Source organism: Almyronema sp. (genome assembly GCF_052168255.1).
GTDB classification, from domain to species: Bacteria; Cyanobacteriota; Cyanobacteriia; order Phormidesmidales; family Phormidesmidaceae; genus Sphaerothrix; species Sphaerothrix epifaneia.
The window spans coordinates 65,107-86,826 of sequence record NZ_JBQLZL010000074.1; the positions used below are offsets into that span (position 1 = coordinate 65,107).

Sequence of the window (21,720 nt, forward strand, 5' to 3'; positions counted from 1 at the left end):
TCTAAGTTTGACCAACTGCGACGTGATCATCTAGACAACAAAGAAGAATCTAAGTTTGATCGTCTGCGGCGCGACCACTTAGACAACAAGCAGAGCTAACGCGATATCCCTACCAGAAAGGTTTTTCTGGATAGCTGAGTTAGCTTCTGACCGCTGCGATCGCGCCCTCTTAGCCATCTTTTCTGTTGCTAAGGGGGCACTTTAAAGCTTGATGCGTTGGCTCCTTGTCATCAATCATCGCGCATCAAGGCTCTAGTCGTCCGGCTAGAGCTTTCTTGTTTAGTTCAAGGATTTGTGATCTTTATCAAGCTCAAGCGCGATCAAAAGCATAATCAAAAGCCAAAGCAGATCACATCAACCAAGCGATCGCATCACACCCTTTCAACAGCGGCGATCGCACAATAGAGTCATGCAAGGAGCACTTTCTGTTTCTGACGTGAGGATTGACCAAGACATCTCTTCTCCACACAAAATCCTTCAGGTTGCCTGAAGGATTTTTTCTTATAGGGTTGAGACACTTGAATGGCTAAAAGTCTTTGACAGAAAAGCGTTCATTCAGCCTTTAGCGGTCAAAAGCTCTAGGCAATGGGGGCATCCTAGCCGTTGACCACCCTGGTTTTTTCAAGTTTGCAGCGATTGAGAACCTCGATAAATTCGCTCAGCCTGACTGCGAGACAGGCGAGAAAACCCTGGCAAATGGTGGCTTTGTAAATCTAGGGGTTCACCTCCTCCAATCACAGGCTTTTGATTGATGGCGCTGTAAGGAGGGACATAGGCATGGCGTTCAGCGTCATACGCCAGCAACTCGCCGTTTTCAATGTTATAAATCCAGGCGTGGATAGACAAATCACCCCGATGCAGTTTGGAGCGAATGACCGGATAAGTGCGCAAATTATCAATCTGGGTGAGGACGTTTTCACCCACCAGCACATCTAGTGTTTCTGCTTTGTCTAGATGGCTGTAATTTTCGTTGACGAGTCGCCGGGTAGCTTCGGTATGCTTCAGCCAGTTGTAGACCAGAGGCATTTCTTCTTGCAGCTTACCTAACTGGAGTAGCCCCTTCATGGCTCCACAGTTGGTATGGCCGCAAACAATGATTTGCTTAATATCGAGAGCGTGGACGGCATATTCAATCGTGGCTCCTTCGCCGCCGTTGGTCGATTCGTAAGGCGGTACAATATTGCCTGCATTGCGAATAACGAAGATTTCGCCTATTTCTGCCTGAGTGATCAGGGCTGGATCAACCCGCGAATCAGAACAGGCAATAAATAATACGCGGGGATGTTGTCCTTGAGCCAGCTCTTTGAGCATCGCCTGATGGCTAGGCACATAGGTGCTTTGAAACTGCCGTAATCCGCTAATTAGCTTTTTCATCAGGCGATATCCTCTTCAACGCTACGGGTGTTAGCAGAGCTTTTCTGCCCCCTTTAATCGTTATCCCACAAATTTTGCCCTATCGACTGAAAGCGTTGCTTATTGGTGCGATTGTGATAACTTCTTAAAGTGCGATCGCATTCCTTTACTCATAGGCTCCCCCGGCGGATGTTGCTACCTGTTTTTGGCTTTTGCGGGGACGTTGACTAAATGAGCTGAATTAAAAGCAACGAGTTTGTGGAATCAGATTTAGCAAAAGCATCGGGTCACGGTAAAATATATAGTACAAAATTACTGGTTAAGGCAATGGTGCAATATACGCTGGCCCAAACGCCAGATGTTTTAATTGACGTTCCTGGCAAAGACTCTAAGAAGAATCGTGAAAAAGCGATGGATCAGCTAGTCGAACTGATGGATGATGGTAAACTCCCAACAGCCCTGACCGATGGCTTTAGCCCGCAGCAGTTTATTGAAGTGAAAGAACCCGATCCCACTCCCCAACTCCAGCAAGATGAAGATGCCATTGTTGAAGCTGTGCAGGTTCTCAGCAATTTGGCAAACTTGAAAGTCAAAGTTCAAGACACGCGCAGCGAAGCACTCAAAGTACGTGATTTGGTCGATTTGCTCTTTACTGACGAAGTCATTACCGAAGCGCAAATGACCGAACTTAAAGATGGATTTAAGGTGCTTAAATCCTTTGCTCAAAATAATTTGAAATATCATGACGCGCGATCGCAGGCTGAAAATGCGCGACAGGTTTTAGATAAAGCGCTAAAGCCCTAAAGTTTCATGTATTTCGAGTGCGCCAAGCGCTGCTGCTAGGGTTTTTCAGCAACGCCCTGGTAAAAGTAGCTAGCAACTTTAGGAAAGCCTGGTTCGTAAAAAGTGTCTAGCTTGAGAATTTTTAGATGCTGCTCAACCAGTGCTTGAATGGGGCGATTGAGGTGACAGCCATCAGCAATCACTTTTTGCACGGGTGTTAGTCGATTTTGCCAAGCCTGTACGCCCCCTTCCGGGCTTAAGCCATGCTCAACAAAAAAGAAACGGCCACCCGGTTTGAGAACGCGGGCAACTTCAGCTAAAGCCTGGTCAACCTGGGGAATGCTGCATAGCGTCCAGGTGCTGACTACACTGTCGAAGGTTTCATCGGCCATTGGCAACGATTCGCCGCTAACCCGATAGCTTTGCACCTGCTTGCTAGAAGCTTGAATCCGTTTTTGGGCGATGGCGTTGACGCCGGGATTAGGGTCTACGATGGTGAGTTGTTGAACCGCATCGGGATAATAAGCTAGGTTCAAACCTGTGCCAAAGCCAATTTCTAAAACATTACCCGTCACTTCTTTAAGCAACGCCTGACGATGCATTGCGAAAGCCTCGCCAGACATGCTCCAATCTAGCAGGCGCGGAAAAATGACGCGCGAATAAAACCCCATAGCCAATACATGTGAGACATTTAGACTAAAGCCAAAGGACTTGCCTCGCTCCACAAGCGTTCCTTAGCCTTAGCAGACTTTGATCCTGATCAAAACACAAAATGGTCTTAGTCAGCTTCAAAAATATTGCTAAAGAACTCAATCGTGTCTTTTAAGGCTGCGATGAACAGATCGATCTCAGCCCGCGTGTTGTAGAAATACAGGCTAGCGCGAGCAGTTGAAGATACCTCTAAAAGCCGGTGTAGCGGTTGGGTACAGTGGTGCCCAGAACGAATAGCAATGCCTGATTGATCGAGTAGCGTTGCCAAATCTTGGGCATGGACACCTTCGACGGTAAAGGCGGCTAACGAGGCTCGACCGCTGCCATCGGGCTGAGGTTGCGGCCCATAAATTGTTACTTGCGGCAGCTTGTTTAATTCTTGGAACAAATAAGCTGTGAGTTCGTGTTCATACTCAGCAATTCTGTCCATGCCGAGGCTGGTGAGGTAGTCTACAGCCGCACCCAGCGCAATCACTTCAGCGATCGCTGGTGTGCCTGCTTCAAACTTGTGAGGTAGTTCTGCGTAGGTCGAATGGTCTAAAAAGACGTCGGCAATCATCTCGCCGCCGCCTAAAAAAGGTGGCATGGCCTTAAGAACGTCTAGCTTGCCATAGAGAAAGCCTGCGCCTGTGGGGCCACACATTTTATGACCCGAAGCTACCAGCCAGTCACAATCGATCGCCTGTACATCAATCGGCATGTGGGGAACGCTCTGGCAAGCATCGACTAAAACTTTAGCCCCCGCTTGATGCGCCGTAGCAATAACCTGCTCAATCGGATTAATACATCCCAGCGTGTTAGAAACATGGACAATTGCCACCAGCTTAGTTTTGGCAGAAACGAGCTGATTAAACTGAGCCAAGTCAAACGTCTGCGTCTCCGTTAACGCTACATGCTTAAGCACAGCACCTGTTCGCTGAGCCACCAGTTGCCACGGCACCAGGTTGCTGTGGTGCTCCATCACCGACAAAATGATCTCGTCTCCCGGCTGCAAGTGGCTCAAGCCCCAGGCATAAGCCACCAGATTGATGGCTTCGCTGGCGTTGCGGGTAAAGACAATCTCATTGCGACTAGCCGCGTGAATGAAACTGGCAACTTTGTCGCGCACCGCTTCGTAGGCATCTGTGGCTCGTACACTCAGCGTATGAATTCCCCGGTGAACGTTGGCGTTATCCTGCTGGTAGTAACGAGCGATCGCGTCTAAAACGGCCTGCGGTTTTTGAGAGGTGGCTGCATTGTCAAAATAAACTAGGGGTTGACCGTTGACTTCCTGAGCAAGAGCCGGAAAATCAGCACGAACTTGAGCAGCGAGGGTTTTCTCTTGAGCAACGGTCATGGCGGCAAAGGGAACTAAGGGGCTGAGCTTGAAAGAACAAACAATCTGGAAGCTTGGCGTTGGGCTTTTAACGACAATTCGCAAACCTTACAGGCGTCACGACATCCACTGATTAACGCGTTGAGTCAGCGATTCTCGCAGTGAATCTACCGGGATTTTCTCAACAATTTCCATCGCAAAACCATAAATTAAAAGTCGCTGCGCTTGCTCGGCGTTGATCCCTCGACTTTGCAAATAGAAAATTTCATCGGCTTCTAACTGGCTGACGGTAGCGCCGTGGGCACATTTCACGTTGTCGGCAATAATTTCTAACTGAGGCTTGGTGTCTACCCGGCTCTTGTTAGACAGTAGCAGGTTGCGGTTTAGCTGCGCAGCGTGGGTGTGTTGAGCTTCACGCGGGACATAAATTTTGCCGCTAAAAACAGCATGGGCGCGATCGCCGACAATACACTTATGTAGCTGATCAGCGCTGCCATAGGGCTGGCTAAGCGAAATCAAACTCTGCGTATCGGCTAGCTGATCCCCTGCGATCGCACTCAACCCATACAAACGGGTATTGGTTTGTTCGCCTGTTTGATAAGTTTCAAGGTGATGACGGGCTAGCCGAGCGCCTAAATCGATAGCCGTACAGCTATAAAAGCTATCTCTGGCTTGCGTAACGGCTGTTTTAGCAATGTGGAAAGTGGTTTTGGCTTCATCTTGCAAGCGCACATGATGAACCTGAGCGTTGGCAGCCAACCAAATTTCGCTAACTGCATTGGTAAAGCAGTGACCTTCGCCCAAACTGTGGTACTCCTCAATCAGCGTCAGCGAACTGTTGGCTGCCGCCATTACCAGCGTGCGGGGCTGGGCAATAACGGGAGTTTGTTCTGGGACTGGTAGCGAGTAGTGGACTAGCTGAATCGGCACCGACAGCTCTACCGAGCGGGGTACCCAGATTAGCGCGGCATCCTGAAAGCCAGCAGTATTGAGGGCGGTAAATACTTCGTTGTGTCCTTGGGCTTGAGCCAAATGCCGCTCAATTTCAGGCTGGAGGTCGGGCTGGGCGTAGAGGGTGGCTAAGCTACCGACAACGACCGCCTCTGGCAAGGCCGATCGAGAAGAGAGAGCCTCTACATAAACACCGTTAACAAATACCAGCCGACTGTTTGCGGTTTCGGGTCGGGCAGGGATGGCGGCGATCGCCTCTAGGGCTGAAGGCGAGGGTGGCTCAGCTACTTGAAACGCCAGCGCTAGCAGCCCAGAAAGGTCGCTAAAACGCCAAGCTTCCTGTCGGGGAGACGGAAAAGTCTGCTCTTGCACCAGCGCTGTCGCTGTTTGGCGCAACGCTGGCAAAGCCAACGCAGTGGGCACCGCAGCCGTTACTGTGGCTAGCAGTTGAGTCAGATAGGTTTCTGGCTCAGATAAGGGGGACAAGCTGTGGTTAGAAACTGATAGCTCCATTACACAGCCACCTCAGTTGCCTCTGCTAATAGCCACTCATAGCCTTGGGCTTCTAACGCTGCGGCTAAGTCTTTACCACCAGTGCGAATAATTTGGCCGTCAGCCATAACATGGACATAATCCGGCACGATGTAGTTGAGCAGCCGTTGATAATGCGTAATCAAAACAATGGCGTTGTCTGGAGTTGCTAGCTGATTGACGCCACTAGCTACTGTTTTGAGGGCATCAATGTCTAAGCCTGAGTCCGTTTCATCCAAAATCGAAAGCCGAGGTTCGAGCAGCGCCATTTGCAAAATTTCGTTGCGCTTTTTCTCGCCGCCCGAAAAGCCTTCATTGACGCTGCGATCGAGAAAGCTGGCATCCATTTTGACAACATCCAGCTTTTCTTCTATCAAGTCGTCAAAGTCAAAAACGTCAATTTCTGCTTGTCCTTTTGCTTTCAGGTGAGAATTGTAAGCCACCCGCAAAAAGTCACGGTTGCTAACCCCTGGAATTTCGAGGGGATACTGAAACGCTAAAAATAAGCCGTTAGTTGCCCGCTCATGGGGTTCTAGCGCCAGCAAATCTTGTCCCTGAAAGTGAATTTCGCCACTGGTAACTTCATAGTCTGGATGACCTGCTAACACCTTGGAAAAGGTGCTTTTGCCAGAACCGTTGAGACCCATAATGGCGTGAATTTCGCCCGCTTTGACTGCAAAGTTAAGCCCCTTGAGGATTTCATTGCCGTCAACCGTTGCATGCAGGTCGTGAACTGAAAGAATAACGTCGCTGTTTTCCTGAATCACCACTCCAATCTCCGTAAGACAAGCGTTGCCCATTCAATCAAACTTGTCAGCCGATGAGTTTGGCTCACCTAGCCGTTAGCCCACCGTATTTTCCAGCTTCAGGCTCATGAGCTTATCAGCTTCTGCAGCAAACTCCATCGGTAGCTTGTTGAACACATCCCGGCAAAAGCCGCTAATAATCATCGATACGGCATCTTCAGGAGAAATACCCCGCTGGGCAAAGTAAAAGAGCTGGTCTTCGCCAATTTTGGAAGTAGAAGCTTCGTGTTCGACCCGAGCCGACTGATTTTGTACCTGAATGTAAGGAAATGTGTTGGCGTTAGAGCGATCGCCTAAAAGCATTGAATCGCACTGCGAATAATTGCGGGCATTTTCGGCTTTAGGCCCCATCTTCACCAAACCGCGATAGCTGTTTTTGGATTGGCCTGCCGAGATACCTTTAGAAATAATGGTGCTGCGGGTGTTTTTGCCGATGTGCACCATTTTGGTACCCGTATCGGCCTGTTGCCGATTGTTAGTCAGCGCCACCGAGTAAAATTCACCCACCGAGTTATCTCCCGCCAAGACACAGCTAGGATACTTCCAGGTAATCGCTGAACCCGTTTCTACTTGCGTCCAAGAAATCTTAGAATTTTTGCCTTTGCAGAGGCCGCGCTTGGTCACAAAGTTGTAAATACCGCCTTTGCCGCTTTCGTCGCCAGCAAACCAGTTCTGCACGGTTGAATACTTAATTTCAGCATTGTCTAGCGCGACCAGTTCGACCACAGCGGCATGAAGCTGGTTGCTGTCGTACATGGGAGCCGTGCAGCCTTCTAAGTAGGTAACTGAGCTGCCCGCTTCGGCCACAATCAACGTGCGCTCAAACTGCCCTGACTCACCGTTGTTGATGCGGAAGTAGGTCGATAAATCCATCGGACATTGGGTGTCTTTAGGAATATAAACAAAAGAACCATCGCTAAACACCGCCGAATTGAGAGCGGCGAAATAGTTGTCTCCGACCGGAACAACGCTTCCCAGGTATTTCTGGACTAAGTCAGGGTGAGCTTGTAAAGCCTCAGAAATAGAGCAAAAAATAACTCCTTCTTCCGCCAGCTTTTCTTTGAAGGTAGTTGCTACCGATACACTGTCAAAAATGGCGTCTACGGCCACATTGGCCAGTCGCTTTTGCTCTGAGAGGGGAATTCCCAGTTTTTCAAACGTCTCTAGAAGGGTTGGATCGACCTCGTCGAGGCTGTCTAACTTTTTCTTTTGCTGCTTGGGGGCTGAGTAATAGACGATGTTTTGATAATCGATCGGAGGATAAGTCACATTCGGCCAGGTTGGCTCTGCCATGGTTAACCAGCGGCGATAAGCCTTAAGCCGAAACTCCAGCATGAACGCTGGCTCGTTCTTCTTAGCCGAAATCGCCCGAATCACGTCTTCACTCAGTCCGCGCCCCAATGACTCAGACTCGATATCGGTCACAAAACCGTATTTATAGGGCTGACTAACGAAGGACTGAACGGTAGTAGAGGAAGTCATGATTACAGCAGCTCTCTCAAACTAAGGTCAAGGTAAAAGGCAAGACACGGGCTAGTACTTACTGGTTTCTGAGCGAATTTGCTCAAAGGTGATTTCCTGGCGATCGCCCGCAAAGGGGTTATCGGGCGTTAGAAACAACATGCAGTGGCATTCTTTGCGCTCTTGCATCGGCACACAGGGGCAATTCCAAAAAGTAGCTTTAACTTCTGCTTCTTTGTCTTCGTAGTGCCGACACGGGCATAACGGTGCCCCTAGGTCATCTTTGTGTTTGGCCAAACCCTCAATGACAACCGCAGTAACCCCTGGATCAGCACAAAAGTAAGTCCCCGTGCGCTTGGCGTAGCTTTGGGAAAAATTGCGCATCAACTCTAGGTTCTTTTCGGAAGCTTGAGTCGTTTTCTGTGAATCCATTAGTCTATGTGAGGTGGCGTGACAACCAGATAATTCTATAATTAAAACAACATAGAAGTTGCCTAATTTCATCTTAGACTACTTTAGCAACATGAGCGTTGTCAAAGTCTAGATTCTGCCCGCCGACATATTGCCAGCGTTGACTTCAAAAGCGATGACTTTGGTTCAACCCCCTTCCACAAAGGAAGACATCCTCCAGTATTTAATGAAGCATGGAGAAGCAACGGCGCAAACGCTAGCTGAGATGCTAGGGGTCAGCCCGCAAGCTATTCGACGCCACCTCAAAGATTTAGAGGCTGACGAACTGATTGAGCATCACGCAGTTCAGGAGGGGATGGGACGGCCTAACTACTTTTACTGCTTGAGCCGCAAAGGGCGCGATCGCTTTCCAACTCAATACGATACCTTTGCCCTTTCTCTGCTAGATACGATTGCTGAAACCGTGGGCAAAGAAGAGGTCAAAACGATTCTGCGCAAGCAGTGGGAACGCAAAGCCTTGAACTATCGGCAAAAGGTGGGTACAGGGAGCTTGCAAGACCGGGTTGATCAACTGGTCAAGTTGCGGCAGGCTGAAGGCTACATGGCTGAGTGGCACGCGGTAGACGCTTCGGATGAATACCCCGTTGCGGGCTTCATCATTACAGAATATAACTGCGCCATTTCCCACATTGCGGAGTCTTACCCCAGCGTTTGCGGTCACGAGTTAGAAATGTTTCAGGTAGCTTTACCCGATTGTGCGGTGAGTCGCACCCACTGGATTGTGGATGGAGAACACCGCTGTGGCTATTTAGTTCAAGAAAGGTAAATTAATTCTCGGACGGTAACTAAAGGCTCTAAAAAGATCTAAAAAGAGATTGCTTTAGGTAAGGGGGCTGCTAAGGCAAACGTGCGCGATCGCCCCCACAGCTAGCCGCTAGCCCCCCACCGTTTTCCAAAGCTGGCCTAAACCCGTCTCAATTTAGCAAACCTTAATACAAACATTCATGCTCGATCAAAGCTTGCAGTTTTTAACCCCCGAAGAATCAGCCGACGTAGACAAAGCGCTGCTAACGTCTCCCGAAAAGTTTTTAGCGCGATTGACCCTTTCGACGGCCAAACTGCTGAAATACATTGCCCGCGATCTCGATACCCCCGTTGAACAGTTGACCAACGCTCAGATCATTAGCTGGTTTGAAAAAGACGCCAAACTCAAGCGCGAACAGGGCGTCAACGCTTCTGTGCTGAAGTGGGAAGCCCCAGAAGTCAACCAGCTTTCTGAACCTGACTAAAGCAATCTTCCCTGGGGAAGACGCCATCTTAGCAGAGAGCTGTCAGGCTAAAGGCGTTGAATTTAACCTGACCACCATGACAACGCCTATTACCGAAACCGTTAGCAACCTGGAGTACGACTGGCTCACCGTGCTGCAAAGCAAAGCAGAAGCCCTCCAAGCCTACGACAAATTTATCCATGATGCCGAAGCGGCTAATTCTCGGCCTTGTGTTGAACTACTCAAAAAATTACGTGAATCTGATCAAGAGCAGGTGCAGGAAATTCGCCAGCATCTAATTAGCGTTATGCAAAACGGCAGCATGTAGGGGCGAAATAAACGTTTAGGCTAGCCCCGCCCAAGCTGTATCTGGTCATTTGGCCGTCACGTCAATCGTGAATGGTGCCGTCGGGCATGATGGCACCTTTTAAAATGGTGCCTGTTAGCTTCACCATAATCTTGTTGCCAAAGCCAACGCGAGCGCCACTGAGGTCAGCACCGCTGAGGTCAGCGCCGCTGAGGTCAGCCCCAATTAGGTCAGCTTCTCGGAGGTTGGCGTGGCTCAGGTCGGCCTGTAATAGGTTGGCGCGAAAGAGCTTGGCTCGCTGTAAGTTAGCCCGGTTGAGAATAACTTTGTGTAAGAAGGCATCGCTCAAGTCAGCGCCACTTAAATCTGCTTGGCTGAGATTTCTACCAGAAAAGTCTTTTTCTTTAAGGTCGGCTCCGCTGAGCTTAGCTCCGCTCAGGTCAGGGTTTTGCTGCCTAGCCCGATAAGCGTTGTAAGCTTGCGACGGTTGAGCAGCAGTAGCCTGAGGTTGGCTACTGGCCTGAGAACTGTAGGGACGACTGGGCTGGGTACTTTGGGGCTGATAGCGACTGCGATCGCTAGCGCTTTGTCGCCAGCCAGCTTGACTAGAATTAGAAGCGGCAGATTGAGCGTTACCACCGCCTGTTGTCGGAGACGATTCACTCTCTTGGTTGGTTGACTCTGTACCCGCAGACTGTTCAGCTTGCGAGTTAGAACGCTGGTTTTGGTACGACTGACGAGAAGATTGCGCTTCTTGATAACGCTGGTAATAGCTTTGATAACCAGATTGATAAGCCCCATAAGGTGACGTATAGGGGGAGCGATACCCATATCGCGACTGGCTGTAGTTGGGTGAATAGCCGTAGGCAGAGCGATACCCAGACGGATACCGTGGCTCAGCCGTTCGGGTTGCCTGAGTAGCCGCAGCGGAAGCAGGCTGTTTGTGTTTTTGGCGATTGTCGCGATGATATTGCCGCAAATAATCTCTAGCTTCATTAAGCTGTTTGAGCTTTTCCTGAGCTTTTTCTTGTAAGCGCTGGTTCTCCTGAGGAATACGATCAGGGTGCCAGATAAAGACTAAGTCTTTATAAGCCTGATTCACCGCCTCAATGGAGGCTCCAGGTTCTAGGTCCAGCACTTGGTAGGATCGCTCTAATTCGTGCATCAAGTCGAGATAAGCTCCATCGCTCTGCTAAGGCTGGCAGCACTGGGATGATCTTTGACTATTCTAGAGGCGATCTTAGTAGAAGCGTCAGCGATCGCCGCGTTTGCACGTAAAGCTTAAGATACGGCAACAGACACCGACAGCTCAGCAACCCGACATTTGAGCGCTTTCTCTCTACATTCCTTAACATCTTCGAATCTAGTCTCCAACACTCGATACTATATTGATTGCCAACGCTCTCGTTAGGATCTAGATCCGCTTTCAGTCAGTACCGCCGATTCTTAGCCTCTCGGAAAGCAGAGTATTTATTGAGGAGATGACCTTGGTTAGCACAACGCCTTTGAGAACGACAAAATCAGAAGAAATTTTTGCGGCTGCTCAGAATTTAATGCCTGGAGGCGTTAACTCCCCGGTTAGAGCCTTCAAGTCAGTAGGTGGACAACCCATCGTCTTTGATCGGGTGCAAGGTGCCTACATCTGGGATGTGGATGGTAATCAGTACATCGATTACGTAGGTACTTGGGGGCCTGCTATTTGCGGACACGCTCACCCCGAAGTTTTGCAAGCGCTAGCGGCTGCCCTTCAAAAGGGAACTAGCTTTGGTGCCCCCTGCTATTTGGAAAATGTGCTAGCAGAAATGGTAATCGATGCGGTGCCCAGCATCGAAATGGTACGATTCGTCAACTCTGGCACTGAAGCTTGCATGGCTGTTTTGCGTCTTATGCGAGCCTTTACAGGGCGTGACAAAGTCCTGAAGTTTGAAGGCTGCTACCACGGCCATGCCGACATGTTTCTAGTCAAGGCAGGTTCTGGCGTAGCCACTTTAGGACTGCCTGATTCACCCGGCGTTCCCAAAGCTGCTACCAGTAGTACCTTAACGGCTCCTTATAACGACCTAGAGGCCGTCAAAAAGCTATTCGCTGACAACAAAGGCGAAATTGCAGGGGTTATTTTAGAACCCGTAGTTGGTAACTCTGGGTTTATTGTTCCTGACGCTGGCTTTTTAGAAGGACTACGAGAAATTACGCGTGAAGACGGCGCTTTGCTCATTTTTGACGAAGTGATGACGGGCTTTCGAATTGCTTACGGCGGTGCCCAAGAAAAATTTAACGTTACCCCCGACCTCACAACCCTGGGCAAAATCATTGGCGGTGGGCTGCCAGTAGGTGCCTACGGCGGGCGACGCGACATTATGGAGATGGTTGCCCCTGCTGGCCCGATGTATCAGGCTGGAACGCTATCGGGCAACCCGCTAGCGATGACTGCCGGGATTAAAACGCTTGAACTGCTGCAGCGACCAGGCACCTATGAACAGCTAGACCAGCGCACCCGTCAGCTGAGCGAAGGGTTACTCAAAGCGGCTCAAGAAGCGGGTCATGAAGTTTGTGGAGGAAGTTTAAGTGCCATGTTCGGTATGTTTTTTACCGCTGGCCCGGTGCACAATTACGAAGACGCTAAACAGGCCGACCTGCAGAAATTTGGCCGCTTCCACCGTGGCATGTTAGAGCGAGGCATTTATTTAGCCCCTTCTCAATTTGAGGCAGGCTTTACATCTCTGGCTCACAGTGAAGAAGATATCGCTAAGACGATTGCGGCTGCCCGTGAGGTCTTTGCCGACCTCTAGTATCCATTGCGCCCATAGCCGGATAGACACTATTTGGCGTGTCTATCCGGCTAGTTTTTACCTGGGGTTGATCGACCGCTTTTATGGCTAAAGGTAGCGGCCAGAAAGCGCTTCTGTCAGTGGCTTTTAGTCATTTGAGTGCCTCAACGCTTGTGGCTACAGCTATAGCTGCCGAGATTTAGAACAAAGGCAAATCAAAGTCGAAGGTGATACCCAGCAAAGTGTCGTGAAAATTGACATCGCTGTCTGATGAGTCGCCAAAGCTAAAACCGCCAAACAAGCGCAGCCGTGTTGAAGCTGAAAAGTAGTAAATGGCTTGAGCCGTAAGTTGGTGATAGGCGTCAAAGCGGGCTTGCTGAGTAAAATCTGATAGGTTGAGCTGATAGCTCAGTCCGGCTTGCAGCCGAGGTGCAACCTGATAAAACACAGATGCGCCTAGAAACTGGGTAATTCGGCTAAATTCATCCGGATCACTAAAGCTAAAGCGTGCCTGATAGTAGCTATTCAGGGTTAGCTTGGGCAGTAACTGGTCGTAGCGCCAGATGGCTAAGTCTAAAGAATGGCTGTTGAAAAACTGGTCGGAAAATCCGGCTCGATACAGCTGTTGGTTAGACCAGTTAATTTGTCCGTAGGTTTGAGGAAACAGCAGATGGCGAACGCCAAACTGTAGCTGCAACTCGTCGTAGCTGGCAATGTCTATCTGACGGTAACGTAACAGTCTGACGTCAGCCGAGGCGACTAACCAGGTGTGCGGCCCAATGGGGGGTAGGGCTAATAAGGTTGCGCTGGGTCGCACAAAGGCATCCCCAATCGGACTAACTTCATTCAAAAAAATGTTGTCACTACTTAAATAGTCAACCCGACCGAGCAAATAGACGACAGGAATAGTGGGCGGTTTGGGAATAACGGGTAGGGGATCTTCGCGCAGACGCAAAATACCGAGTTCTGGATCGCCAATGGGGGGTTCTTCAGTTTCAGGTTTGGAAAATTGTTCAGAAACGGGGCCTGCAGGCAGCGGCGAGGTAAGGGCAGGGAGCGCCAAGTCATTTGAAAATTCGAGGTCTGTTGAGCTGTCGCTGAGCCTTTCTACGGTATTGATGGCAGGGGTGTTTGGCAGCAGGGCGATCGCGCCTGGTTCTGGTATGGCTGCCACGGTACTAGGTGTTGATTCAGCCAAATTCGATACAGCATGGCTGGACAAGCACGCTGTTTTGGCGAGGTCTGAAGGGGCTTTGTCTGTCGTTAAGTCATGCCACTGCGGTTCTTGCCAGAGAGAGGTTGCTGGAATGCTGTCAGACAGACCTTGCTGGGGGGCTGATGCAAACTCACTAGCGAGCTGAAAAGCCCCCATGGAGCAGTTTGAATTCAGGGCGATCGCACTGAAGGGCCAAGCCAGAATCCCGCCTGCCGCCAAAAGAATACTCGTACCTGCCGCTAATCTAGGCATGGATAACGATAAAGACAACAAAAGGTAACGGGAGCAAGGCGCACATAGCCGCTTAACCACTGAGTACTCCCATCAAAATGAAGCAACGATTGGGATCTACAACAGTTTGGCTTATCTGCATCCCGTAAGCATTGAGCGAAGTCACTGAGCAGTTATCTAACATGCCCGCTGACCATTGAAAAATTATCAATAAATTGATCCGAATAAAGCCAATTTTCTAAAAATTGCTATATTTAGCTAGCAGGATTCTTTCTTTTCTTCAAGAATTGTTAAAGGGAATCCCTCTTGCTCAGTGTTCCGTCTCATACAGTTAAGACATGAGATTCCCCACCAGCATCTACACAAAGGAAGAAGCTTGCAGCGTTAGAGGTCTGCGTAGAATGGCATCAGCTTCATGGATTGAGCTTGATTTGGGGTTAGGTCAGTTCTGTCTGCCATCCCCTGGATAGGCTGGCTACAGACAAATGCTTCTAACCGGGCTATGGTCGTACAGGTTTGTTGTGCTTTCGCTATCTGCCTACCGTTTTGTTGAAGCCAAGGGTGATTCCAATGTTTCGCATGCCCATGCTCCTGCTTATGAGTGCAGCTTGGAGCTTAGCTCTCTGGGGCTTACCTAAACGGGTCATGGCCCAGGTACCCCTAACGCAAGCTCAAGTCGAAGCTATTCGTAACCGAGTTGAGTTGGTGCCTCAAGGGCGCTCGGCGCGTCCCGCCCGCGTAGCAGACATCATGGGAGTGGGGGATGCCCTTAGAACAGCCATCTCAGCCAGAGCAGAACTGCGGTTTAACGATGGTTCTTTAGCCCGGATTGGAGAGCGAGCTACGTTTCGATTTGTTCCCAATACTCGCAACTTTCGCTTATCCAACGGAACCGTTTTATTACTGATTCCACCAGGGCGAGGACGCACCAATATTCAAACGCCCAATGCCGTGACGGGCATTCAAGGCTCAGCTTTATTTGTACGCTACGATCCTGAAACAGATACCACCATTATTGGGGCACTCACCCAAAATCCTATGGGGCCTATGGTGGCTTCTAACCGTGATGCTTCTGAATTAGTTCCCCTCAATGCAGGGCAGATGGCTGTCATTGAAGGCGATCGCCCGATTCGTCGCTACCAGTTTGATTTAGAAGCTTTTTACCGAACCAGCACTTTAGTAGAAGGGTTAGAGTTAACCGAAGCCCCTACTAGCCTCGATGAAAGTCCGTTAGCGGCTGTTCAGTCAGAAACGGCAGAGGCTATTGAGTCTCAAAACTTTGGTGAGACGCCCTCGGTGATTGAAAACCCTGATTTTGTGGTTTTGAGGGTAGAAGATTCGTCAGAAACCTTAGATTTAGCTGCTAACGAAACCCATACCTTAGTTGAGTCTTCTGCGGCTGAGTTAGAAGGCAAGTTTGCAATTATTCCCACTGACCCTTTTAGTGCGTATCCCCAGCCAACCGTGGCTCAATCAGGTGTCAGTGCGATCGCCTCTGGCAGTGTGTCAACTGATCAATCGTCAGAGAGCGAAGTGCGTTCTGACTTACCGTCTGGATTAATAGGCCAAAAACGACCCAGACCCAATACCGCAAATTTGCTACCCGCACCGACGACCTCAACTGAACCCAATTATCCACCATCAGGCTCACCCAGCTCGCGGCCCACTCCTCCCGTTAGCCCCACAACCCCGGTGAGTCCGACAACGCCTGTTAGCCCAACAACGCCTGTTAGCCCCACAACCCCAGTTAGCCCGACAACGCCCGTCAGTCCGACAACCCCGGTGAGTCCGACAACGCCCGTCAGCCCAACAACGCCCGTTAGTCCAACAACGCCCGTTAGTCCCACTCCTCCTGTTAGCCCACCTGCAACCCAAGTGCCTCAACCAGTCCCGGTGAGTCCGGTTACTCCTGTGCAGCCGCCCACCAGCGTTCCGGTGCCGCCGTCTGGTGTCAGCGGTGGTACGCCAGTAGCCCCCACGCCCGCTCCCTCTCCGGTACCGGCTCCTGCTCCCGTCGTATTGCCGCCTGCAGCCAATCCGATCACGCCCACTACACCCGTAATAGTAGTCCCCACGGCTCCTATTGTTTCACCGACCGCTCCGGTTGTGGCTCCTAATCCAGTGGTTAACAATCCAGGGAATCGTCCCGACATTCCCCCTGGGCAAGAAAACAATCCCGGCAATCGTCCTGATGTGCCCCCTGGGCAGGTCAATAACCCTGGTAATCAACCGAATGTGCCTTGAGCTTAAGCAAAAGTTTTTAAGGGATAGCTGTCGCTATTAGGTTGAGCCACTTAAAGGCTGCAAGCCGCCGACAGCAAATCTTTGATTCTGCTTTCTGCCCTCAGCCTTCTGCCTTTACCTATATCTCTTCAGTGTCTATTGTCTGTTCGGCGCTATATTGCTGCTCCCAATCAGAGGGCAGCATTTCGGTCGCTGGCTCGTCGGAGCGTCCAGAGTCGAGTTGGGAAGAATGGGCTTCGATAACAACTTGATGGGGCGGGCGATCGCTAGCGGTTGGTTGGGTTGGCTCAATTTCGGTGTGGGGTAGCTGGTCGGGCTGAATTTGGGCTAAGTCGTTGAGAATTTCTTGGGCTGAGCGATAGCGCTGGCTGAAATCGTAGCGCGTCATTTGCTTGAGAATTTGGCAGAGTTGGGGATTGAGATTTTCGATTTTGTGTGTCCAGACAATTTCTCCGGCAGCGTCTCGCTGCAAGATTTGCGGTAGTGTCCCGGTCAAGGCTTCAATCGCGGTAATGCCCAGAGCGTAAATATCGCTGCTAAAGTTAGGGATGCCAGCCGACTGTTCGCTGGGCATATAGCCCTGGGTACCAATGCCAATTGTGGAAGTGAGGCGGGCACTGGTACTGGTCAGACGGTTAGAAATTTGCTTGACCGCGCCAAAATCAATCAAGACCAGGCGATTATCGCTGGCGCGGCGAATAATGTTAGAAGGCTTGATGTCACGGTGGATGACGCCTTCAGCGTGGACAAAAGCAATTACGGGCAGTAAATCGACTAACAGGGCGTAAACGTCGGCTTGCGAGAGGGTTCGGCGTTGGTCAAGTTCGTCTCGCAAAACTTTGCCCTCAATCATTTCTTGCACCAGATAAAAAGACTGGTTGGCTTCAAAATAGGCCAGCAGCCGGGGAATTTGATCATGCTGCCCCAGCTTTTCGAGCGTTTCGGCCTCGCCAGTAAATAGGCGCTGAGCCAAGTGGTGCATTTTGGGATTGTCGCTAACAATTTTGAGCTGTTTGACTACGCAGGTGGGATGATGCGGTCGCTGTAAGTCTTGAGCAATATAAGTTTCACCAAAACCACCCGAACCTAACAGCTTGGTAACCTGATAGCGATCGCCCAAAACTTTGCCAATAACCTGAGCCTCGCGCACTTCTAGCAAGTCTTGAAACTCATCTTGCTGGCTAATGATTTCTTGCACAATCGGCGAAGTGACATACTGAGCCAGCGTACTGCGCAGCTTCTGCTTCTTAAACTGATCGCCTGCTAGACTAGCCAGCAAATTGGCACCCCCAATCACCCCGATGGCCAAAACTGGAGACGTAACCGGAACAAAAACATTAAAGGCCAAAAAGCAGCCAAACCCAAACCCAACCCACAACAGCATCGTGCTGCCTGTACAGAGGATACGGGTTAGCGGACGCTGCAAACAACTGAGCAAAACACCAAAAGCAGCACCCACCAAGAGAATACTGACTCCTCGCTGCCAAGCCTGATTGGACAGCACCCAAACACTTTTGCCCTGTTGCAGAGTTGCCAGATCGTTGGCTAAAATTTCTAGCCCCGCCATAGGGGTGGGATAAAGCAGACTCCCCGAAAACGGGGCAGCGTGAAAGTCTTGGTGTAGCTGCGAGGTTGAACCAATTAAAACAATTTTGTCTTTGAAATAAGCGCCAGCGTCTAAGGTGTTTTGCCACGGATCGTCGTCAATGACATACCAAAAAGGAACTTGCTTAAAGGTTCCGGCTGGCCCGTGAAAATAGATATGGTCACCTCTGGTTGGCACATAGTCAATTTGAGCCGCCTTCAAAGTCGCTTCAGCAAAGCTCAGAGCCGAGGTAATGGCATCGGTTAGTTCGCTAACGGCATCGACATCGGCATTCCGGCGGACTTGCTCGTCAATGAATACCCGTCCCTGGCGATGGATGCGGCTGTCTGCTTCGAGAGGAAAGTGAATCGCGCCCACCTGAATAGGCGTATCGAGTAGCTGTGGAATTGGCAATACGGGCTTGGTGATCTGACCTTGAGCCATTTGAATTTCGCCGTAGGTTGCTGCCAGTACCACGCGATCGCCAAAGCGTTGTAGTACCGCAGCTAAAGCCTGGTCATCCGCTTCGCCATAGCTGCTGGGCAATGACAGCACAACATCTAGCGCCACCGCTTTGGCTCCTGCGGCTATAAGCTTTTCAATCGCGATCGCATAAGCTTGACGCTGCCACGGCCACTGCTGGATAGGCGCTAAATCAGCATAGGCTTCTGGCTCACTTAGATAGTGTTCACCCTGACTCAGCGATTCGTCGTCAATTGTCAGCAAAACAATATCGTCAGGTGGAACAACAGGGCCTTTTAACTCAAAAAATAGAGTTTGGCTTTGGTGTTCTAGCAGTCGGATTAACGGTACATCCAAGAAAGCAGCCGCAGTGACAAGCGCCAGCCAAAAACCCGTAAACCCATAAGTCCAGCGGGATATCCCTAAAACCAGTCCAGAGCGGGTTGAACGATTAGTTTTAGGGGTGGAGGCAGCAGCGGGTTTAGAAGAAACTGTCATCAGCGACTTAACCTTCTCCTGACTAAGATTTAGAGCCTGATAGCCAACATATTCCTGGGATTCCGAGTAAAAGTGCCTATAATAGTTAAAGATATGTTTAAAACTATTCACATTTGGCCGTCATATCGTAAAACCTACTCTTTCAATCTAGTCAGCTTATTGAAAAACGCTTTCTAATCTTTCTAAATAATAGCTTCATCTAGATCAACCGCAGAACAACTAGCAGCTTACCGAGCTGCTGGGATATTTTAGACTGCTTTAGCGGAGCTTAAAGCTATTGGCTTTAATTTGGGCGCAACCTCACCGGGTCTGCGTTTAGCTCAATACCAACTTTTTGGGGTGTCAGTCTTTGTTAGCAAAGCTTGAGGTGATTGCCAAATCTGGATTAAAAATACTAACCTGTCGCCTACTTCAAATTAATTCCTTATCTTTTTATGGCTAGTCATTCGTTAGATCGTCTTTCTATATTTGTCGATGGCAACAATATGTTCTATGCCCAGCAGAAGAACGGCTGGTTTTTTGACCCCAAAAAGGTATTAGAGTATTTTGTCACCGAGCTAGACGCAACCACCCTGGTCAATGCCTTTTGGTACACCGGACTCAAAGATCCGCAAGATCAACGCGGCTTTCGTGATGCCCTGATTAGTTTGGGCTATACCGTGCGTACCAAAATTCTCAAAGAGTATTACGACGACAATTCGGGTCGTTATTCTCAAAAGGCAAATTTAGATATTGAAATCGTCGTTGATATGTTCAACACGGTTGAACAGTACGACCGGGTTGTGCTGTTTAGTGGCGATGGTGACTTTGAGCGGGCAATTGAGCTGTTGCGCTCTAAAAATACGCACATTACGGTGGTTTCAACCGAAGGCATGATTGCGAGAGAGTTGCGCAATGCTACCGATCGCTACATTGATCTCAACGACATTCGACTTTTTATTGAAAAATCAGACAACTAGGGTTCTGGCGAACTGTTTGAGAGAGAGAAAGCGGATTAGAAAACCCGCCTTTTCTTTGCTGACGCTCATTCTCTGGAAAATGGCTGGTCTGTTGGGTTTGGGTCACAATTGGCTGATAAATAACTAAAAATCAGGGACTAGAATAAACAGAGTTGCTTCCTGTTTATTGAGAGCCTAAGTCATCATGAGTCAACAACCGAGTCCTGAGCGCATCTTAATTTTTGACACCACGCTACGAGACGGGGAACAGTCTCCGGGAGCGACGTTAAATGTAGACGAGAAGCTTACCATTGCGCGGCAGCTAGCCCGACTCGGCGTTGACATTATCGAAGCGGGCTTTCCCTTTGCCAGTCCGGGCGATTTTGAAGCTGTCCAAAAGATTGCGGATGCAGTGGGTACCGAAACGGGGCCGATTATTTGTGGTTTAGCCAGGGCAACGAAGCAAGATATTGAAACTGCAGCCAAAGCGATCGCTCCGGCGGCTAAAGGTCGCATTCATACGTTTATTGCTACCTCTGATATTCACATGCAGCACAAGCTGCGCAAGTCGCGCTCAGAAGTGCTGGCGATCGCTGAAGAGATGGTGGCCTATGCCAAGTCGTTTACACCAGATGTAGAATTTTCGCCCGAAGATGCTGGGCGCTCCGAACCAGCGTTTCTTTATCAGGTTTTAGAACGGGCGATCGCTGCAGGTGCCACCACTGTCAACATTCCAGATACGGTGGGCTACCTCACCCCCAGCGAGTTTGGCAACTTAATCAAAGGCATCAAAGCTAACGTTCCCAATATTGACCAGGCCATCATTTCTGTGCATGGTCACAACGATTTGGGCTTAGCGGTGGCTAATTTTCTAGAGGCCGTCAAGAACGGAGCGCGCCAACTTGAATGTACGATTAACGGCATTGGCGAACGCGCAGGCAATGCGGCACTAGAAGAACTGGTGATGGCGCTATACGTGCGGCGACAGTTTTACAACCCCTTTTTAGGGCGATCGGCGGAGTCGGAAGAACCGTTGACTAATATTGACACGCAGCAAATTTATAAAACGTCTCGTCTGGTGTCTAACCTCACAGGCATGTTGGTGCAGCCGAATAAAGCGATTGTTGGAGCCAATGCCTTTGCCCACGAATCGGGCATTCACCAAGACGGGGTGCTAAAAAATCGCCTCACCTACGAAATTATGGATGCTCAGTCCATTGGTTTGAACGACAATCTAATTGTGCTGGGCAAACACTCTGGGCGTAACGCTTTCCGTACCCGCCTGCGGGAACTGGGTTACGAACTCAGCGACCAAGACCTCAACCGGGCTTTTATTCGCTTTAAAGAAGTCGCTGATAAGAAAAAAGAAATTAGCGATCGCGATATTGAAGCGATCGTCAACGATGAAACCCTGCAAGCCCCAGAGCATTTTCATCTAGAACTGGTGCAGGTTTCCTGCGGCGACCATGCCAAGCCCACCGCTACTGTTACCCTCCGTACCCCCGACGGCACCGAACTCACCGATGCCGCCATTGGCACTGGCCCGGTTGATGCAGTTTACAAGGCCGTTAACCGGGTGGTGGATATTCCTAACGAGCTAATTGAGTATTCGGTACAGTCGGTTACGGCTGGGATTGACGCCATTGGTGAGGTAACGATTCGGCTGCGTCATGGCGATCGCCTGTTCTCCGGCCACGCGGCTAACACAGATATTGTGGTAGCCTCCACCCAGGCTTATATCAACGCTCTCAACCGCTTGTATGCGGCAATTCAGCAGGGTTCCAGTATGCATCCGCAACGGGAAGAAATGCTGGCGGCCAATGCCGAACGTACTGCTGTTTAGTGGGGTTGCGATCGGGTGCCCAGGCCAAAACCTGGGCA

General features: G+C 50.0%; 18 protein-coding genes. 8 read left to right on the forward strand and 10 right to left on the reverse strand.

Annotation, left to right across the window (positions count from 1 at the left end):
- Positions 1 to 621: 621 nt before the first annotated feature.
- On the reverse strand, positions 622 to 1,374 hold the full coding sequence (locus tag ACTS3T_RS16690; RefSeq protein WP_377964835.1) for a carbonic anhydrase: 753 nt from the start codon (positions 1,372 to 1,374) through the stop codon (positions 622 to 624).
- A 306-nt stretch (positions 1,375 to 1,680) separates the two neighbouring features.
- On the opposite strand from ACTS3T_RS16690, the gene ACTS3T_RS16695 reads away from it, so the two are divergent.
- Complete coding sequence (locus tag ACTS3T_RS16695) at positions 1,681 to 2,157, forward strand: hypothetical protein (RefSeq protein ID WP_377964833.1); 477 nt, start codon at positions 1,681 to 1,683, stop codon at positions 2,155 to 2,157.
- A gap of 35 nt (positions 2,158 to 2,192) precedes the next feature.
- Here ACTS3T_RS16695 and ACTS3T_RS16700 read toward each other — a convergent pair whose 3' ends face one another.
- The 6 genes from ACTS3T_RS16700 to ACTS3T_RS16725 form a co-directional block, all read right to left on the reverse strand.
- Positions 2,193 to 2,807: a class I SAM-dependent methyltransferase gene (locus tag ACTS3T_RS16700; protein WP_377964831.1), complete on the reverse strand. Its 615-nt coding sequence runs from the start codon at positions 2,805 to 2,807 to the stop codon at positions 2,193 to 2,195.
- Positions 2,808 to 2,914: 107 nt separating this feature from the next.
- On the reverse strand, positions 2,915 to 4,183 hold the full coding sequence (locus ACTS3T_RS16705) for a SufS family cysteine desulfurase (protein WP_377964829.1): 1,269 nt from the start codon (positions 4,181 to 4,183) through the stop codon (positions 2,915 to 2,917).
- Between the two features lie 96 nt (positions 4,184 to 4,279).
- A complete protein-coding gene (sufD, locus tag ACTS3T_RS16710; protein ID WP_377964827.1) occupies positions 4,280 to 5,626 on the reverse strand; it encodes a Fe-S cluster assembly protein SufD in 1,347 nt (448 codons plus the stop codon).
- Entirely contained in the window at positions 5,626 to 6,411 is a 786-nt protein-coding gene (gene sufC / locus ACTS3T_RS16715; RefSeq protein ID WP_377964825.1) for a Fe-S cluster assembly ATPase SufC, read from the reverse strand. Before sufC ends, sufD begins: the two co-directional genes overlap by 1 nt.
- 75 nt (positions 6,412 to 6,486) lie before the next feature.
- Positions 6,487 to 7,932 carry a Fe-S cluster assembly protein SufB gene (gene sufB / locus ACTS3T_RS16720; protein ID WP_377964823.1) on the reverse strand — a complete coding sequence of 482 codons (1,446 nt, stop codon included), beginning with the start codon at positions 7,930 to 7,932 and terminating at the stop codon, positions 6,487 to 6,489.
- 51 nt (positions 7,933 to 7,983) lie between these two features.
- Positions 7,984 to 8,343 (reverse strand): ferredoxin-thioredoxin reductase catalytic domain-containing protein, encoded by a 360-nt coding sequence (locus tag ACTS3T_RS16725; protein ID WP_377964821.1) that lies wholly within the window; start codon positions 8,341 to 8,343, stop codon positions 7,984 to 7,986.
- Positions 8,344 to 8,497: 154 nt separating this feature from the next.
- Between ACTS3T_RS16725 and sufR the strand changes: the two genes are divergently transcribed.
- The 3 genes from sufR to ACTS3T_RS16740 all read left to right on the forward strand — a co-directional run bounded on the left by sufR (position 8,498) and on the right by ACTS3T_RS16740 (position 9,918).
- Complete coding sequence (gene sufR, locus ACTS3T_RS16730; RefSeq protein ID WP_377964819.1) at positions 8,498 to 9,148, forward strand: iron-sulfur cluster biosynthesis transcriptional regulator SufR; 651 nt, start codon at positions 8,498 to 8,500, stop codon at positions 9,146 to 9,148.
- 178 nt (positions 9,149 to 9,326) lie between these two features.
- Positions 9,327 to 9,611 carry a hypothetical protein gene (locus ACTS3T_RS16735; RefSeq protein ID WP_377964817.1) on the forward strand — a complete coding sequence of 95 codons (285 nt, stop codon included), beginning with the start codon at positions 9,327 to 9,329 and terminating at the stop codon, positions 9,609 to 9,611.
- Positions 9,612 to 9,687: 76 nt separating this feature from the next.
- A complete protein-coding gene (locus tag ACTS3T_RS16740) occupies positions 9,688 to 9,918 on the forward strand; it encodes a hypothetical protein (protein WP_377964815.1) in 231 nt (76 codons plus the stop codon).
- A 61-nt stretch (positions 9,919 to 9,979) separates the two neighbouring features.
- On the opposite strand, the gene ACTS3T_RS16745 is transcribed toward ACTS3T_RS16740, so the two are convergent.
- A complete protein-coding gene (locus ACTS3T_RS16745; RefSeq protein WP_377964813.1) occupies positions 9,980 to 11,035 on the reverse strand; it encodes a pentapeptide repeat-containing protein in 1,056 nt (351 codons plus the stop codon).
- Between the two features lie 349 nt (positions 11,036 to 11,384).
- Here ACTS3T_RS16745 and hemL point away from each other — a divergent pair, with 349 nt between their 5' ends.
- Positions 11,385 to 12,686, forward strand: coding sequence for a glutamate-1-semialdehyde 2,1-aminomutase (gene hemL / locus ACTS3T_RS16750; RefSeq protein WP_377964955.1), 1,302 nt, complete (start codon positions 11,385 to 11,387; stop codon positions 12,684 to 12,686).
- Positions 12,687 to 12,864: 178 nt separating this feature from the next.
- Here hemL and ACTS3T_RS16755 read toward each other — a convergent pair whose 3' ends face one another.
- Positions 12,865 to 14,133, reverse strand: coding sequence for a porin family protein (locus tag ACTS3T_RS16755; RefSeq protein WP_377964811.1), 1,269 nt, complete (start codon positions 14,131 to 14,133; stop codon positions 12,865 to 12,867).
- Between the two features lie 576 nt (positions 14,134 to 14,709).
- On the opposite strand from ACTS3T_RS16755, the gene ACTS3T_RS16760 reads away from it, so the two are divergent.
- Entirely contained in the window at positions 14,710 to 16,356 is a 1,647-nt protein-coding gene (locus ACTS3T_RS16760) for a FecR domain-containing protein (protein ID WP_377964809.1), read from the forward strand.
- 118 nt (positions 16,357 to 16,474) lie between these two features.
- Here ACTS3T_RS16760 and ACTS3T_RS16765 read toward each other — a convergent pair whose 3' ends face one another.
- Positions 16,475 to 18,901, reverse strand: coding sequence for a CHASE2 domain-containing protein (locus ACTS3T_RS16765; RefSeq protein ID WP_377964807.1), 2,427 nt, complete (start codon positions 18,899 to 18,901; stop codon positions 16,475 to 16,477).
- Positions 18,902 to 19,335: 434 nt separating this feature from the next.
- Between ACTS3T_RS16765 and ACTS3T_RS16770 the strand changes: the two genes are divergently transcribed.
- Both ACTS3T_RS16770 and ACTS3T_RS16775 read left to right on the forward strand, forming a co-directional pair.
- Complete coding sequence (locus ACTS3T_RS16770; protein ID WP_377964805.1) at positions 19,336 to 19,860, forward strand: LabA-like NYN domain-containing protein; 525 nt, start codon at positions 19,336 to 19,338, stop codon at positions 19,858 to 19,860.
- Positions 19,861 to 20,044: 184 nt separating this feature from the next.
- Positions 20,045 to 21,682, forward strand: coding sequence for a 2-isopropylmalate synthase (locus ACTS3T_RS16775; RefSeq protein WP_377964803.1), 1,638 nt, complete (start codon positions 20,045 to 20,047; stop codon positions 21,680 to 21,682).
- Positions 21,683 to 21,720: the final 38 nt, after the last annotated feature.

What these genes read in the sequence shown, in the direction of transcription:
- ACTS3T_RS16690 (WP_377964835.1), bottom strand. Translation starts at nt 1,374, where the DNA reads ATGAAAAAGCTAATTAGCGGATTACGGCAGTTTCAAAGCACCTATGTG.
- ACTS3T_RS16695 (WP_377964833.1), top strand. Translation starts at nt 1,681, where the DNA reads ATGGTGCAATATACGCTGGCCCAAACGCCAGATGTTTTAATTGACGTT.
- ACTS3T_RS16700 (WP_377964831.1), bottom strand. Translation starts at nt 2,807, where the DNA reads ATGGGGTTTTATTCGCGCGTCATTTTTCCGCGCCTGCTAGATTGGAGC.
- ACTS3T_RS16705 (WP_377964829.1), bottom strand. Translation starts at nt 4,183, where the DNA reads ATGACCGTTGCTCAAGAGAAAACCCTCGCTGCTCAAGTTCGTGCTGAT.
- sufD (WP_377964827.1), bottom strand. Translation starts at nt 5,626, where the DNA reads ATGGAGCTATCAGTTTCTAACCACAGCTTGTCCCCCTTATCTGAGCCA.
- sufB (WP_377964823.1), bottom strand. Translation starts at nt 7,932, where the DNA reads ATGACTTCCTCTACTACCGTTCAGTCCTTCGTTAGTCAGCCCTATAAA.
- ACTS3T_RS16725 (WP_377964821.1), bottom strand. Translation starts at nt 8,343, where the DNA reads ATGGATTCACAGAAAACGACTCAAGCTTCCGAAAAGAACCTAGAGTTG.
- sufR (WP_377964819.1), top strand. Translation starts at nt 8,498, where the DNA reads ATGACTTTGGTTCAACCCCCTTCCACAAAGGAAGACATCCTCCAGTAT.
- ACTS3T_RS16735 (WP_377964817.1), top strand. Translation starts at nt 9,327, where the DNA reads ATGCTCGATCAAAGCTTGCAGTTTTTAACCCCCGAAGAATCAGCCGAC.
- ACTS3T_RS16740 (WP_377964815.1), top strand. Translation starts at nt 9,688, where the DNA reads ATGACAACGCCTATTACCGAAACCGTTAGCAACCTGGAGTACGACTGG.
- ACTS3T_RS16755 (WP_377964811.1), bottom strand. Translation starts at nt 14,133, where the DNA reads ATGCCTAGATTAGCGGCAGGTACGAGTATTCTTTTGGCGGCAGGCGGG.
- ACTS3T_RS16760 (WP_377964809.1), top strand. Translation starts at nt 14,710, where the DNA reads ATGAGTGCAGCTTGGAGCTTAGCTCTCTGGGGCTTACCTAAACGGGTC.
- ACTS3T_RS16765 (WP_377964807.1), bottom strand. Translation starts at nt 18,901, where the DNA reads ATGACAGTTTCTTCTAAACCCGCTGCTGCCTCCACCCCTAAAACTAAT.
- ACTS3T_RS16770 (WP_377964805.1), top strand. Translation starts at nt 19,336, where the DNA reads ATGGCTAGTCATTCGTTAGATCGTCTTTCTATATTTGTCGATGGCAAC.
- ACTS3T_RS16775 (WP_377964803.1), top strand. Translation starts at nt 20,045, where the DNA reads ATGAGTCAACAACCGAGTCCTGAGCGCATCTTAATTTTTGACACCACG.